Origin of the sequence: Paraburkholderia sp. PGU19 (genome assembly GCF_013426915.1) — a bacterium.
Classification (GTDB): domain Bacteria; phylum Pseudomonadota; class Gammaproteobacteria; order Burkholderiales; family Burkholderiaceae; genus Paraburkholderia.
The window spans coordinates 738532-753693 of record NZ_AP023179.1; the positions used below are offsets into that span (position 1 = coordinate 738532).

Here is a 15162-nt window from a genome sequence, read left to right on the forward strand (position 1 = left end):
GCAATGCGCGCCATAAAGGGCTTGCGTTTGCGGGGTTATTCCAACTCGCCTACAATCGAGTGCTCCCGCAGCGTTATCCGCAGACTCCCCATAAACAGATACAAAGGAATAGCACCATGGAACATACGCTCCCGCCGCTGCCGTTCGCGAAGAACGCGCTCGCTCCGCACATGTCGGAAGAGACGCTCGAGTTTCACTACGGCAAGCACCATCAGACCTATGTGACCAACCTGAACAATCTGATCAAGGGCACTGAGTTCGAGAACCTGTCGCTGGAAGAGATCGTCAAGAAGTCGTCGGGCGGTATCTTCAACAACTCCGCGCAAATCTGGAATCACACGTTCTTCTGGAACAGCCTGTCGCCGCAAGGTGGTGGCGCGCCGAAGGGCAAGGTCGCCGACGCGATCAACGCGAAGTGGGGTTCATTCGACAAATTCAAGGAAGAATTCACGAAGACGGCAGTCGGCACGTTCGGCTCGGGCTGGGCATGGCTCGTGAAGAAGGCAGACGGTTCGCTGGATCTGGTGTCGACCAGCAACGCCGCCACGCCTCTGACCACGGACGCAAAGGCGCTCCTCACGATCGACGTGTGGGAACACGCGTACTACATCGACTACCGCAATGCGCGTCCGAAGTTCGTCGAAGCATTCTGGAACATCGTGAACTGGGACTTCGCGGAAAAGAACTTCGCGTAAGTCTTTGCTTGATCCGGTAAGCGTTTGAAAAACCGGCAAGCGGGGAATCAATGAAAAGCCCTCATTTGTGAGGGCTTTTTCTTTTTTGGCATCTATTAATTCGCCATCCGAATCAATAGGTGAATTGCGGTAATGCTCGCACTTGCCAGCATCCGTCGAAGCAAAACGCCTACTCCCTTCGCCACCCGTCCGGGGTGGTCCTGTCCGCTGCCCGTCAGGGCTTACTACGATCAAGGGGCATTCTGTCGCCCCGACACTCACAACCGACAGCAAGGCCCGGTTGGCACTCGTCAGCGGGGCCGCAATTCCATGGAGACAGGTGACGATGGGTGTTTTGAACGAAATCAGAGTGCTGGAATTCGAGGCGATCGGTCCCGGGCGCCTTCGGCGCGATGCTGCTCGCCGATATGGGCGCGGACGTGCTGCGCATCGAGAGGCCGGCTGCGCCCGACGATCTCGGGCCGAAAACCAACGGCAAGCGCATCGACATCACGGGTCGCGGACGCCGCTCGGTCACGCTCGATCTGAAGCAGCCTTCATCGGCGGAAGCGGCGCTGGATCTGATGGCGCGCGCGGATGTCGTGATCGAAGGCTATCGGCCCGGCACGATGGAGCGTCTCGGACTCGGCCCGAACGAGGCGTTCGTGCGCAATCCGAAGCTCGTCTACGGACGCATGACGGGCTGGGGTCAAACAGGCCCGCTCGCGGCGCGCGCCGGCCACGATCTGAACTACATCGCGCTGTCCGGCGTGTTGTCCGGCATCGGACCTGCCGATGGCGCACCCGTCGTGCCGCTGAACCTGGTCGGCGATTACGGCGAATCACGGCAACTATGTGATCAGTCTCGCGAACGTCACGCGCTGGCTGGGCCAGCAGGCCGAAGCGGCGGGCGTCGAGATTTTTCCGGGTTTCTCTGCCGCTGAAGTGCCGTACAACGAAGATGGCTCGGTCAAAGGCGTCGCGACGTGCAATCTCGGCATCGGCAAGGACGGCGAGCCGACCGAAAACTTCCAGCTCGGCATGGAACTGCACGCGAAATACACGCTGTTCTGCGAAGGCGCGCGTGGGCATCTCGGACGCCAACTGTCGGACAAATTCAAGCTGCGCGACGGCGCCGATCCGCAGGTCTACGGCATCGGCATCAAGGAACTGTGGGAAATCGATCCGGCGAAGCACGAGCCCGGACTCGTGATCCACACTGCCGGCTGGCCGCTCGATACGCAGACTTACGGCGGCTCGTTCCTCTATCACATCGACAATAACCAGGTGATGGTGGGCTTTGTCGTCGGCCTGGGTTATTCGAATCCGTATCTGTCGCCGTTCGAAGAGTTCCAGCGCTACAAGACGCATCCGTCGATTCGCGCGTTCCTTGAAGGTGGCAAGCGTGTGTCATATGGCGCTCGCGCAATTACGGCGGGCGGCCTGCTGTCACTGCCGAAGCTCGCTTTCCCAGGCGGCGCCCTCGTGGGCGACGATGCAGGCTTCCTGAACGCGTCGCGGATCAAGGGTTCGCACGCGGCAATCAAGACAGGCATGCTCGCCGCCGACGCTGCCTTTGACGCCGTACAAGCCGGTCGTCACAACGACGAACTGGTTGCGTATCCGGAGTCGTTCAAGACTTCATGGCTGCACACGGAGTTGCATAAGGCACGCAACTTCAAGCAGTGGATGAGCAAGGGCCTATCTCGGCACGTTGATGGTCGGCATCGAACAGAAGCTGCTGGGCGGCAACGTGCCATGGACGCTGCATCACCAGCACTGGGATCACGAGATGCTGAAACCGGCCTCGCAGTGCACGCCGATCGAGTATCCCAAGCCTGACGGCAAGCTGACGTTCGACCGCCTCTCGTCGGTGTTCATCTCGAACACGAATCACGAAGAGAATCAGCCGACGCATCTGACGCTCAAAGACGCAAGCATTCCCATCAAGCTGAATCTGCAAACCTACGCGGGTCCTGAAGCGCGCTTCTGCCCGGCGGGCGTTTACGAGTTCATCAAAACCGGAGAAGGCGAAGACCGCCTGCAGATCAATGCGCAGAACTGCTTGCACTGCAAAACCTGCGATATCAAGGACCCGACGCAGAACATCGTGTGGGTGACGCCCGAGGGTGGCGGCGGTCCGAATTATCCGAACTTGTGAAGCGCGCTGCGTGGTCCGCAAAGCAAAACGCCGCTCGAACGAGCGGCGTTTTCACCTAAAGCCTCATTCACTCCGCGTCGTTGGCCGACTCGGTCTTGCGCGGACGGCGGCTGCGCGCCGTCGATTTGCGCGAGGGCTTCTTCTTCGCAGCGGGCGCTTCCGTTGCGGGATGTTCCGCTTCGAGCACAGGCGCGTGAGCCTCCGATACCGCGACGGGTTCCGCCACATGCTGCGTTTCCGCAGCCAGCGACGAATCCGTTTCGCCTTCAGCCGCTTCGACGCGTTCAGTCTTCTTCGCTCTCTTTGCAGCGGGCTTGCGGGTGCCGCGTCCCTTGCGGCGCGGCTCGCTCTTGCCGTTGTCGGCGTGACCGGTCGATACAGCATGCGCCGCAACCTCGACTGCTTCATCAACGGGCACATCTGCTTCGACATCGGCTGTGACAGTCGCTTCTTCCAGATCCACGATCTCGGCGGCGGCAGGCATCGCTGCCCATTCATCGCCTGTCTCGCGCGGGCTCGCGACTTCGACCGACGCAGCCGCACCGGACGACCCGCTGCGATATACGAACGTGCCCGACTTCTCGTCGCGGCCCACTTCGAGCAGCCCGCGCGACTGCGCTTCTTCGAGCAGATTGCCGAATGCGCGGAAACCGTAGTACGTCTCGTTGAAATCGGGCTTGCGGCGCTTGATCGCGTTCTTCAGCACCGACGCCCAGATTTTGCCGCTATCGCCACGCTCCGACGCGAGTGCATCGAAAGTCTGCACGGCCAGTTCGACCGCTTTCGTCTTGCGCGTTTCCAGGTCTTCCTTTCGCTTCTCGCCGTCGGATGCGCGTTTCGTGGCCTGTTGCGCTGCCTGCTGCGCGGCTTTCGCGCTGTCGCGTTTCGCAGCGGCGCGCTGGTTCTCGCGCACCAGATCGTCGTAGAAAATGAATTCGTCGCAATTGGCCGTCAGCAGATCCGACGTCGAGCGTTGCACGCCGACGCCGATCACCTGTTTCGCGTTTTCACGCAGCTTCGACACGAGCGGCGAAAAATCCGAATCGCCGCTGATGATGACGAACGTATTGACGTGCGACTTCGTATAGCAGAGGTCGAGTGCATCGACGACGAGGCGAATGTCTGCGGAATTCTTGCCTGATTGCCGCACATGCGGAATTTCGATCAGCTCGAAGTTCGCTTCGTGCATTGCGGCCTTGAAGCCCTTGTAGCGGTCCCAGTCGCAGTACGCCTTCTTCACGACGATGCTGCCTTTGAGCAGCAGCCGTTCGAGCACGAGCTTGATGTCGAATTTTTCGTATTTCGCGTCGCGCACGCCGAGCGCGACATTTTCGAAATCACAGAACAGCGCCATGCTGACGGTATCCTGGGATGACGCCATATGCTTCTCCAATGAAGTGCAGGCTCGATCGTCTCACACAACGCGGTATCGATCGAGGTTTTGCATGACGATCGGCCTGCAACACGCTCACGCGCCGCCGAACGTCCCTGTTTCGGCAACGGCGCTGATGAATTCCTCTGTCGAGCGCACGAAGCCCATGCGCGGAAAGATATGGTCGATCGGAAAGGCATGCGTGTCGCCCGACAGGCCCGACATCGCATCTTCGATGAAGATCAGCTCATAGCCCTGGTCGAACGCCGCGCGCGCCGTCGACTCGACGCCGAAGTTCGTCGCAATGCCCGTCAGCGCGATAGTGCGGATGTGACGGCGTCGCAATTGCTGTTCCAGATCGGTGCCGTAAAACGCGCCCCACTGGCGCTTCGTCACGACGAGATCGCCGGCCTGCATATTGCACTCGGGCACGAGGTCCGATGCGTGCGGCGGCGGAGCGGGCGCATCGCGCGGACGCAGCGGCGCATCGGCGGGCAACGACAGCAGTTGCGCGACATCGACGCGTACGAACACGACCGTGCCGCCCGCCGCGCGCAATGCGTCGGCGGCGCGTACGGAACGCGCGACGACATCAGCGGCGGAATGCGGTGCCAGTTGCCGGCCGACATTGCTGTGCTGCAGATCGATCAGCACGATGGCCGTGCTGCGCGGATCGATGGAAAGCGCTTGCGCCATATGTCACCTATATGTGAGGATGTCCTCATGTCATGATAAGCGATAAACATGAGTCTCGCCTCAGATAATCCAAAAGTGCGGCGCATTCCCCAGCAGGAACGCGCGGCAAAGCGTGTCGATGCGCTGCTCGACGCCGCCGGCGACGTGATCGCGGAGCGCGGTTTCGACGCCGCGACAATGACGGCGATCGCCGAACGCGCGGGCGCGTCGATTGGTGCCGTCTATCAATACTTTCCCAATAAGGATGCGCTCGTTTTCGCGCTGCGCACGCGCTACGGCGACGAAATGGACGCGCAATGGAGCGCGCTGGGCGAAGCAGCGCACGAATGGAGCGTTGATAAACTGGTCGAGCGCCTTTTCGCGCTGATGATCGACTTCATCGCGGCGCGGCCCGCGTATCTGCCGCTGCTGTCGGTGACGCTGAATTTCCGGCGCGACGCGGCCGCGCGCAACCGCTTGCGCGGCCGGTTCGCCGAACTGTTTCAGCGCTACAGCCCGGCGTTATCGGACGACGAGGCGTTTCGCGTCGCCGAGGTCGCGTTGCAGGTCGTGAAAAGCCTGAATCCGCTGTACGCAGCCGCGAAACCGAAAGATCGCAAGGCGCTGGTCGACGAGTACAGGCTGGTCGTTTCGTCGTATCTCGCCGCGCGCCTGCGTTGAGCGCGAGAAGAAAACGCTACATCGCGCTGTGCGCCGCTTCGGTAATAGCGGGCACGCGCGTCGTCAACACGTCGTCGACGAGGCCGTAGGCTTTCGCCGCATCCGCTGACATGAAGTTGTCACGATCCGTGTCCTTCTCGATCTGCGCGATGCTCTGGCCCGTTCTTTCCGCGAGCACGCTGTTCAGGCGCTCGCGTAGATACAGCACTTCCTTCGCTTGTATCTCGACGTCCGACGCCGTGCCCTGGCCGCCGCCCGAAGGCTGATGGATCATGATGCGCGCGTTCGGCAACGCAAAGCGCTTGCCGGGTGCGCCCGCCGCGAGCAGGAAGGTGCCCATGCTGGCCGCAAAGCCCGTGCAGAGCGTCGATACGTCAGGCTTGATGAACTGCATCGTGTCGAAGATCGCGAGGCCGTCGTAGACCGAGCCGCCCGGCGAGTTGATGTAAAAAGAAATATCCTTGTCAGGGTTCTCCGATTCGAGAAACAGCAACTGCGCGACGATCAGGCTCGCCGACTGGTCGTTGACGGGGCCGACCAGAAACACGATCCGCTCGCGCAGCAGGCGCGAATAGATGTCGTAGGCGCGTTCGCCGCGGCCCGATTGCTCGATGACGGTCGGCACGAAATTGAAGCCGGACGCGGCCGGGTAAGTGAAATGTCGATGCATGCGTTCCTCGCTGATTGACTGAAAGACCCGTGAAAGACCGTGAAAGGCCCGCACGAGGCGGGTTTCAGTCGCATGACGCGAACACGCGGCACGGTGTGACAAAAGAATTTTTGCGTCGACGTGTCACATCGGGGGCGGCTGGCCCGTCAACCCGGAGACAACGCCACAGGAGCGGCTTGCATGGAAATGAACGGAGAGAAGGCGGCGGATTTCGAGGCGATGCGCGCGAGGCTCTTCGCGCTCGCATACCGGATGCTCGGCAGCCGCGCGGAAGCGGAAGACATCGTGCAGGACGCGTGGCTCAAATGGCATGCCGCCGACGCGAGCGAACTGCGTTCGTCGGCCGCATGGCTCACGACGATTGCGACACACCTCGCGATCGACCGGCTGCGCCATCTGCAGATCGAGCGCGCGACGCGTTCGGGCGGCTGGATGCCGGAACCGTGGATCGAGAGCCTTGCGCCTTCGGCGGAAGACCTCGCGTTGCAGGCCGTGCAGATGTCGTATGGCGTGATGCTGCTGCTCGAACGGCTGAAGCCTGAAGAACGCGCGGCATTCGTGCTGCATGAGGCATTCGATTGCGACTACGCGGAGATCGCGAAGATTCTTGCGAAGACGCCCGCAAATTGCCGGCAGATGGTGCATCGCGCGAGGGCGCGTTTGCAGCGCGAAGGCGTGCCGGCAAAGCGCGCCGATCCCGCTGCGCATGCGCGCATCGTCGAGCGTTTGCGGGCGGCGATGGAAGCGCAGGATCGCGCGGGGCTGGTGCGGCTCTTCTGCGAGGTGCCGAGCGTAATGAGCGACGCACCCGAAACGGTCGATGCCGTCGCGACGGCTGAACAGGCGGCGACCGCGCTGTCGATGCGCAGCCGTGGCGACCAGATGGAGACGGTGACGATGAACGGCATGCGCGCCGTAGCGTTGATGCGCGACGGCGAAATCGACGCGCTGCTTGACATTTCGATCGGCGAGGACGAGCGCATCGTCGCGTTGCGCATCGTGACGGGTGCGTTGCGGCTGGCGAGCGCAACGCGCGTGTTCGGGCGCGCGGCCGTCCTGCAACTTCTGCGGCCCGTCAGCAGTCAGGCCGCATCAATTACGATGCGCGGCCACTTCCCAGTTGATATCGACGCATAGCACCTGCATGCCGCGCGCGGTTTCCGCCGCGATCGACGCCGTCACGCAAAGGTGCGCCTCGTTGATCGACAGATAGGGCGGTGTCAGATGCACCTGGCCGGGCGCGCGCACGGCCTGGATAAAATACGGACGACGTTCCCAGCTCGCGCCTTCCGAATGCAACAGTGGCCGGAAGCGTTTCGCACGCTGCGACGCGCGGCCCTGCGGCAGCACGTTGTCGCCGATCTGGCGGCCCGAGCCGTCGAGCAGGAAACAGCGCGCCGTTTCGCGCAGTTCGAGCAGCGGCGCGGTCGCCTCGGCCATCGGCTGGCCTTCGATCAGCTGCGCGCTCGCGGCTTCCAGCGCCGTCACAAACGGCGCGAGCCGCTCGGATTGCGCACGCTCGCGTGCGGCCACGCGTTCGCGCAGCGCCGCCGACAGCTTGTCCATCAGACTCACCGTCGCCTGACGCGCGACGGGTTCGACGCTCGGCGCGGCGAAGAACGTGCCTTGCACGAAATCGACATTGCATTCGAGCGCGATCAGCGCGTCGCGCTCGGTCGTCAGGCCGCCCATCAGCACCAGTTGCCCCGATTCATGCAGCATCGACACGATGCCGGGCAGCACGCGCTCGATATGCGAATGCTCGCTGGCCTGCGCGAGGATGCAGCGGTCGAGCGTGACGATGTCGGGCCGCAGATTCCACACGCGGTCGATGTTCGAATGCTTCGCGCCGAAGCCGTCGAGCGCGATCAGAAAGCCGGACTTGCGCAGCGCGTCGATGATCTCCGCGAAACGCGTCGTTTCGCCGCCCGCCTGCTCGGATACTTCGAGCACCACGCGCTGCGGCGGCAGACCGAGCGCCTTGAGGCCCGCGAGGAGCGCGTCGCCGTAGCTCGTATCCATCAGCGCGGCGGGATGCAGGCTCAGGAAGAGCCATTCGTCGTGACTGTCGAACGCGTTGAAGTTACCCAGATGCAGCGATTCGGCGAGCCGCCCGAGTTCCAGCAGATCGCCGCGCCGTGCGGCCTGGGTGAAGACTTCGGCTGACGGCACCTGCTTTTCGTTCTCGTCGTGCGCGCGCAGCGACGCGTGATAGCCAATCGCGCGACGGTGCGATACCGAGAAAACCGGCTGGAATACGCTGAAAACCGTGTAGCCGCCATACCGGACGGTGCGGCGGGAGCCTTCGTCGCCCGCTACGGGGCGCGGAGGCTGGAAGCCGGGAGGATCGAGTTCGATCATGCTCATCGTGTCGGTCATCGGTTGAGAAGCGAGGCGGGCCGCGCGAAAGATACAAGTTTACAGGATAGGGCAGCAAGAAACATGCGCATGACGATGCGCTACGGCTTTAGCCCTGTGTCGCGCGGATTAGGCTGTGTTTTGCGCCGTTCCCTCCGCCGTTGCGTCGATTTTGCGCCGGGACGGCCGATGCTGTCATGCGCGCAGTGAGCGAAGCGCACATCGATGGTGCGGCGCGCGCCCCGTTAAGGTTCCGCGTTTGCTGCTCGGCGAGCTTTCCATGTCACGTGCGTTCCTGCGGATCGGCGCGCCTCACCGGCTGCCGGATATCGGCCGACAGCTGCGCGAAGATCCACGACGTTGCCGCCGTGATCAGGCCGACACACAGGAAAGTCGCGTGAAAGGCGGGCAGCGAGTTGGCCGCCGTGACGCGTGGCATGAGACCCGTGAATGTGGTCAGCAACGCGCCCGCGACGGTGACGCCGAGGCTCATCGCGAGCATCTGCACCAGCGAGAACAGGCTGTTGCCGCTGCTCGCGCCACCCGTGCCGAGGTCTTTCAGCGTCAGCGTGTTCATCGCGGTGAACTGCATCGAGTTGACGCCGCCGAAGACGGCGAGCTGCACGAGGCGCAGCCACAGCGGCTGATGCACGCTCGTCAGCGAGAAGCTCGCCATCGCGAGGCCGACCAGTACCGTGTTCGACACGAGCACGCGCCGGTAGCCGTACTTCATGATGAGCCGCGTGACGAGGCGCTTCGACGACATGCCCGCCGCGGCGACGGGCAGCATCATCAGGCCGGCTTCGAACGCGCTGTAGCCGAGGCTCACCTGCAGCAGCAGCGGAATCAGATACGGCATCGCGCCGCTGCCGATCCGCGCGAACAGGTTGCCAAGCAGGCCGACGCTGAACGTGTGGATCTTGAACAGATCGAGCGAGAAAATCGGGTTGGCCGCGCGCGTCGCATGCAAACCGTAGGCAACGAAACAGCCTAGCGAAAGGATCAGCAGCATCAGCATGGTCGCGTGCTGGATCGAGAATTCGGTTTGTCCGTCGAGCGCCATCGAAATCGACACCATGCCGACGATCAGCAGCACATAGCCTTTGATGTCGAACTTCGCGGTATCGGGGTTGCGGCTGTCGGGCATGAAGATGAACGTCGCGATCACGCCGGCGATGCCGACGGGCACGTTGATCAGAAAGATCCAGTGCCACGATGCGATCTTGACGAGCCAGCCGCCGAGCGTCGGGCCGATCAGCGGACCGATCAGCCCTGGAATCGCGACGAACGACAGCGCGGGCAGATAGCGTTCGGCGGGAAACACGCGCAGCACGGCGAGGCGGCCGACGGGCAGCAGCATGGCGCCGCCCACGCCTTGCAGCACGCGATAAGCCACCAGTTGCGTGAGCGTTTGCGCGTTCGCGCACAACAGCGAGCCGATCGTGAAGACGAGGATCGCGCTCATGAACACGCGCCGCGTGCCGAGCTTGTCGGCGAGCCAGCCGGACACGGGAATCATGACGGCCATCGTCAGCGAATAGGCAATCACGACTGATTGCATGCGCAACGGCAATTCGCCGAGGCTTTTCGCCATCGCGGGAAGCGCGGTGTTGACGATCGTCGAATCGAGCGTCTGCATGAAGAAGCCCGTCGCGACGATCCACAGCATCACCGTCAACGAGCGGGCAGTCGGCGCGGTGTTCGCGGTGCGGTTGCTCGCGGCGGGCGATGCGGATTCGGTCGATTCGGACATGAAGGCAGGGCAGGGCGGCTGGGCGGAGAGCCCACATTCTAAGGAAAATGCGTGACGGACGGCATCGCCGCCGGCATGGGCAGCAATCGTTGCGCCCGACGTCCACGCTACGGCTTCAATTGCACCGCCGCCTCAAAAAACGCCCGCGCGCGCGGATCGTTCGCAAACGCGGCGTTGACGCGTATCCACGGGCTCGGCTCCGCATTTGGCCGGAAATAGCTGCCGGGCGCGACCGTCACGCCGAGCGGCGCGCCGCACTCGACGAGCCGCTCCGCATCCTCGACATGCGGCACGCGCGCCCACACGAACTTGCCGCCCAGCGGATTCTCGAACACTTGCCAGCCGCTCATTTCGAGCGTCTGCACGGTCGCGCCGAGCGCATCGCGCATGCGCCGCCGCAATCTTTCCAGATGCTTGCGATACATCCCGCGTTCGAGCAATGCGACGGTCACGGCTTCCGCAAAGCGCGAGCCGCCGATGCTCGTCAGCATCTTGATGTCGGCGAGATCCTTGATGGTCGGGTGATCCGCGATCACATAGCCGATGCGCAGCGACGACGACAGGGTCTTCGACAGCCCGCCGATGTAGATCACATGTTCGAGCTGATCGAGCGTGGCGAGGCGGTCGGTGGGATCGGTCTGGAAGTCGGCGTAGATATCGTCTTCGATGATCTTGAAGTTGTGCTCGCGCGCGAGTTGCAGCAGGCGGAACGCGATGGGCGGCGCGATCGTCGTGCCTGTCGGATTGTGAAACACCGAGTTGATGAAGAAGAGCTTCGGCCGATGCTGTTGCAACTGCGCTTGCATCGCGTCGAGGTCGGGGCCCGTGCGCGTGCGCGGAATGCCGACGAGGTTCACGCCATGCAGCTTCAGCAGACCGTTGAAGTTGTAGTAGCCCGGGTCCTCGACAAAGATCGTGTCGCCGGGCTTGAGCAGGTAGCGCATCAGCAGGTCCATCGCCTGGCTCGCGCCGAACGTGATCAGGATCTGCGACGCCTCCGCTTCGATGCCGAGCTGCTCGATGCGTCCTTGCAGAAGTTCGCGCAGGGTCGCGTTGCCGAGCGGCGTCGCGTAATCGATCATGCTCGCGCCGTCGGTGCGCGACACGTGGCGGATCGCCTGCGCGAGGCTGTCCATGTCGCGCCATGCCTCGGGAATGAAGCCGCTGCCGAGCTTTAGCGATTCGCCGGGATGATTGAACTGTTGCAGGATGTGGGTCGATTCGTCTTCGGCGCGGCGCGGGTCGGACGCACCCTGGCAACTCATCGCGGCGCGGTGCCGCTCGGCCACGTAGAAGCCGGAACCCGGCCGCGAATCCAGATAACCGAGCGACACGAGCCGGTCGTAAGCCTCGATCACGGGGAAGCGGCTGATGTCATTGTCGGTGGCGAACTGGCGGATCGACGGCAGCTTCGCGCCGGGATGCGCGGTGCGCGAGCGTATCCAGTCCTGAACGCCGCTGACGATCTGCTCGGTGAGCGGCACGCCGTTTTCGCGGTTCAGTTCGATATCGAGCTTCATGGCTTGCTTTCCTTAGCGCTTGCTTCGCGCTTCTTTCGAGCGCTCCGCCAGCCGTCCGTCACGGTCTGTCATGGTCGAAGCGCCGACAACTGTCAGGTTTTCTGACTGTACAGTTCTTTTGAAACTGTTCAGCACTGTGCATGTGACAGTCATCATCGCACGACAATAATGGATGCAAGCGAAAAAGCACTTCAAGGAGCACAGCGATGCGTGAAATCCGTACTTTCGAACTTGAGCATAGCGAGCCGGCAAGCGCCTGGCGGGTCGCGCAGCCGCTTGCCGTGAACGTGCTGGCGGGCCAACTCTGGCTGACCGTCGAGGGCGACGCGGAGGATTACTGGCTGGAAGCAGGCGAGTCGTTCGAACTGAAGCGCGGCGCCGTCGCATGGCTGAGCGCAGGGCACAACGGCGTACGGCTCTCGCTGACGGTCACGAGCGGCGCAGGCGATACCGTGCGCGTCGAACGGCGGCGTGCACCGCGCTGGACGTGGATGCCGCGCTGGTTCCTCACGGCCTGAAGCGCGGGTCTTTGAATCAATCCACTTCGTACGCGCCGATGTACCTGGCGCGCGGACGGATCAGCCGCCCGTCGATGGTCTGCTCCATCGCGTGCGCGATCCAGCCCGTCACGCGGCCTACCGCGAAGAGCGTGAAAGCCGCGCCGGCGGGCAGGCCGAGCACCCGTTCGATGGCTGTGAGCGCGTAGTCGACGGTCGGTTCAGCGCCCGTCGTGTCCCGCACGACGCGCGCGAGCCGCTGCACGTCGGCGAACGGCGAGCGGGCGGGCGCGCATTCATCGAGCAGTTCCAGCAGCAGACGTGCACGCGGATCGCCGTCCGGATACAGCGGATGACCAAACCCGGAGATCACGGGCCCCGGCGCGCTTTGCTCGTGCTGCGCGAGCCGCGTGGCCAGATATCGGTCGAGATCGGCGGCGCGCGCGGCTTCGTCGAACAATGCGGCGACGCGCGCCGTTTCCCCGCCGTGCCTCGGTCCCGATAACGCAGCGAGCCCGCCCACGACGGCGCCGAACAGATGCGTACCCGTCGACGTGATACACCGCACCGTGAATGTCGACGCATTCAGCTCGTGATCTGCGCACGCGACGAGCGCGGCACGCAGCAGATTGACCTGCGCGCGGTTGCGCACGCCCCACGCATTGGCGAGCTGTTTATGCAGCGGTTCGTTCGACGGCGCCGCCGAAATCATCGCACCCGCCAGCAGCCGGATCAGCGCGCAGGCATTGTCGAGTTGCGCATCGCGGCCGAGCGCCCAGACACGCGGCATCTGCGCGGCGGCGGCCGGCAACAGCACGAGCGCGCGATCGAGCGGCGCGCTGTCGCTCCACAGCTTGAGCCACGCCGACCATTGCGCAGCACCCAGCGGCGGCGCAGGCGCATCGGCGATACGCCGCGCGCTGCATTCCCACAGCAAGCCCGCTACTTCCTCCAATGTCGCGATGCGCGCGAGTTCGATCGCATCGCGGCCGCGATACAGCAGTTTGCCGTCCGTGATCAGCGTAATCGACGATTCGAGGACGGGCACGCCCCAATCCAGCACCTTTTGCGCGACTTTGCCCGCGCGCTTGCCATCTTCCTTGCGGCGCGCGAGGCGGCGCACTTCGTCCGCGTCGTAGAGCCGACGCTTGGTATTCGCGTCCGGCGCGGAGCGCAGCATGCCGCGGCTCACATACGCGTAGAGCGTCGTGACGCTGATGCCGAGCATCGCGGCGGCTTCGTCGGCGGACAGATAGCGTGGCGCGGACATCGCATTGGACATATCGGCGCGGGAAAGCCAAAGAAATGAATATATATTGATTATATGAATCAAGATTGATCGTGGCGAGACGCAAATCTAGACTGAATCACGTCCTTCTTCTTCAGGAAGCCAGCCCATCATGACGCCCCAGCTCGCTCTCGATCATCTGTGGTCCGTTGCCGGTTGCGATCCCGCCTTGCTCGACTATGTGTCGATCGACGGCAACGATCCGGCGTTGCCCTCCGTGTTTCGTGTCGGGACGCTTGCGAGCGCATCGATCGCCGCGCAGGCACTGGCCGCCGCCGATTGCTTCAGGCTGCGCACGGGCCGCATGCAGCGTGTCGATGTGAGCGTGCGGCGCGCGTTGATCGCGTTTCGCAGCGAACGCTATCTGCGCGTGAACGATGGCTTGCCGCCGGAACTGCGCCACCCCGTCACCGGCTTCTACGCGACGCGCGACGGTCGCTGGATCCAGTTGCACACGAACTTTCCGCATCATCTGCAAGGCGTGTTGAAGGTGCTCGGCTGCGACGCCGATCCTGGCGCGGTCGCTGAGGCGATTCGCGGGTGGGACGGCGCGCAGCTCGATCAGACACTCGCCGACGCCGGCCTGTGCGCCGCGCTGATCCGCTCGTCGCGCGAATGGGCTGCGCTCGATCAGGCGAAGGCGATTGCGAATCTGCCGCTGCTCGAGATCGAGCGGATCGGCGATGCGCTGCCTGAAGCGCCGGGCCGCGGTGATGCGCAGAGACCGCTGTCAGGCACGCGCGTACTCGATCTGTCGCGCATCATCGCGGGCCCAGTGGCAGGGCGCGCGCTCGCGCAGCATGGCGCCGACGTGATGCTGATCAACGGCCCGCATCTGCCAAATATCGCGCCGCTCGTCGTCGACAACGGGCGTGGCAAACGCTCCGCGACCCTCGATCTGCGCGAGGCTACGGCGCGCGAGCAATTGCAGGCGCTGGCCGCGCAAGCGGATGTGTTCATGCAGGCTTATCGTCCCGGCTCGCTTGCCGCGCGCGGCTTCGATCCTGAAGCGCTGACACGGCTGCGGCCCGGCATCGTCTGCGTGTCGATTTCGGCGTATGGGCACGCGGGGCCGTGGGCGACGCGGCGCGGTTTCGACAGCCTCGTGCAGTCGGCAAGTGGCATCGCATACACGGAGAGCCGCGCGGCGGGCGTCGACGGGCCGAAGCATCTGCCGTGTCAGGCACTCGATCACGCAACGGGCTATCTCGCCGCATTCGGCGCGATGGTCGCGCTCGCGCGGCGCGCGCAGGAGGGCGGCAGCTGGCATGTGCGGTTGTCGCTGGCGCAGACGGGCGGCTGGCTGCAATCGATGGGACAGATCGAAGCGGGCTGGCGCATTCCCGATGTCACCTACGACGACGTGCAGGACGGTCTGCACGAAGTCGATTCGCCGTTTGGCCGCGTGCGGGCGGCGGCGCCTGCCGAGCGGATGTCGGAGACACCCGCGTTCTATGCGCGGCCGCCCGTGCCCATCGGCTCCGACGCGCCGCGCTGGGAGGACTGAACCTAG

The 15162-nt window shown here is 63.7% G+C and carries 12 protein-coding genes and 2 pseudogenes; 7 read left to right on the forward strand and 7 right to left on the reverse strand.

What is annotated here, in order from left to right:
• The first annotated feature begins 116 nt into the window (after window positions 1–116).
• The 3 genes and pseudogenes from H1204_RS03345 to H1204_RS03355 all read left to right on the forward strand — a co-directional run.
• Complete coding sequence (locus H1204_RS03345) at window positions 117–695, forward strand: Fe-Mn family superoxide dismutase (RefSeq protein ID WP_007578825.1); 579 nt, start codon at window positions 117–119, stop codon at window positions 693–695.
• Between the two features lie 325 nt (window positions 696–1020).
• Window positions 1021–1513 (forward strand): annotated as a pseudogene (locus H1204_RS03350) (CoA transferase); the annotation flags it as partial.
• A gap of 1 nt (window position 1514) precedes the next feature.
• Window positions 1515–2835, forward strand: a pseudogene (locus tag H1204_RS03355) (electron transfer flavoprotein-ubiquinone oxidoreductase); the annotation flags it as partial.
• Window positions 2836–2902: 67 nt separating this feature from the next.
• Here the strand turns inward: H1204_RS03355 and H1204_RS03360 are convergent.
• Together H1204_RS03360 and H1204_RS03365 are read right to left on the reverse strand one after the other, a co-directional pair.
• Entirely contained in the window at window positions 2903–4216 is a 1314-nt protein-coding gene (locus H1204_RS03360) for an NYN domain-containing protein (protein ID WP_180729817.1), read from the reverse strand.
• Window positions 4217–4303: 87 nt separating this feature from the next.
• Complete coding sequence (locus tag H1204_RS03365) at window positions 4304–4903, reverse strand: isochorismatase family protein (protein WP_180729818.1); 600 nt, start codon at window positions 4901–4903, stop codon at window positions 4304–4306.
• A gap of 48 nt (window positions 4904–4951) precedes the next feature.
• On the opposite strand from H1204_RS03365, the gene H1204_RS03370 reads away from it, so the two are divergent.
• Entirely contained in the window at window positions 4952–5563 is a 612-nt protein-coding gene (locus tag H1204_RS03370) for a TetR/AcrR family transcriptional regulator (RefSeq protein ID WP_180729819.1), read from the forward strand.
• A gap of 16 nt (window positions 5564–5579) precedes the next feature.
• Here the strand turns inward: H1204_RS03370 and clpP are convergent, their stop codons facing one another.
• On the reverse strand, window positions 5580–6233 hold the full coding sequence (clpP, locus tag H1204_RS03375; protein WP_180729820.1) for an ATP-dependent Clp endopeptidase proteolytic subunit ClpP: 654 nt from the start codon (window positions 6231–6233) through the stop codon (window positions 5580–5582).
• Window positions 6234–6413: 180 nt separating this feature from the next.
• Between clpP and H1204_RS03380 the strand changes: the two genes are divergently transcribed.
• A complete protein-coding gene (locus tag H1204_RS03380) occupies window positions 6414–7370 on the forward strand; it encodes a sigma-70 family RNA polymerase sigma factor (RefSeq protein ID WP_180729821.1) in 957 nt (318 codons plus the stop codon).
• On the opposite strand, the gene H1204_RS03385 is transcribed toward H1204_RS03380, so the two are convergent.
• From H1204_RS03385 to H1204_RS03395, 3 genes are all read right to left on the reverse strand, one after another.
• Complete coding sequence (locus H1204_RS03385) at window positions 7326–8600, reverse strand: EAL domain-containing protein (protein WP_180729822.1); 1275 nt, start codon at window positions 8598–8600, stop codon at window positions 7326–7328. The two genes, H1204_RS03380 and H1204_RS03385, sit on opposite strands and share 45 nt — an antisense overlap.
• A 274-nt stretch (window positions 8601–8874) precedes the next feature.
• On the reverse strand, window positions 8875–10344 hold the full coding sequence (mdtD, locus tag H1204_RS03390) for a multidrug transporter subunit MdtD (protein ID WP_180729823.1): 1470 nt from the start codon (window positions 10342–10344) through the stop codon (window positions 8875–8877).
• A gap of 107 nt (window positions 10345–10451) precedes the next feature.
• Window positions 10452–11864 (reverse strand): PLP-dependent aminotransferase family protein, encoded by a 1413-nt coding sequence (locus H1204_RS03395; protein ID WP_180729824.1) that lies wholly within the window; start codon window positions 11862–11864, stop codon window positions 10452–10454.
• 206 nt (window positions 11865–12070) lie between these two features.
• Between H1204_RS03395 and H1204_RS03400 the strand changes: the two genes are divergently transcribed.
• Entirely contained in the window at window positions 12071–12382 is a 312-nt protein-coding gene (locus H1204_RS03400; RefSeq protein WP_180729825.1) for a DUF2917 domain-containing protein, read from the forward strand.
• A 16-nt stretch (window positions 12383–12398) separates the two neighbouring features.
• On the opposite strand, the gene H1204_RS03405 is transcribed toward H1204_RS03400, so the two are convergent.
• Window positions 12399–13631, reverse strand: a complete 1233-nt coding sequence (locus tag H1204_RS03405; protein WP_180730857.1) for a citrate synthase family protein — start codon at window positions 13629–13631, stop codon at window positions 12399–12401.
• Between the two features lie 130 nt (window positions 13632–13761).
• Here H1204_RS03405 and H1204_RS03410 point away from each other — a divergent pair, with 130 nt between their 5' ends.
• Window positions 13762–15156 (forward strand): CoA transferase, encoded by a 1395-nt coding sequence (locus H1204_RS03410; RefSeq protein ID WP_180729826.1) that lies wholly within the window; start codon window positions 13762–13764, stop codon window positions 15154–15156.
• Window positions 15157–15162 lie beyond the last annotated feature (6 nt).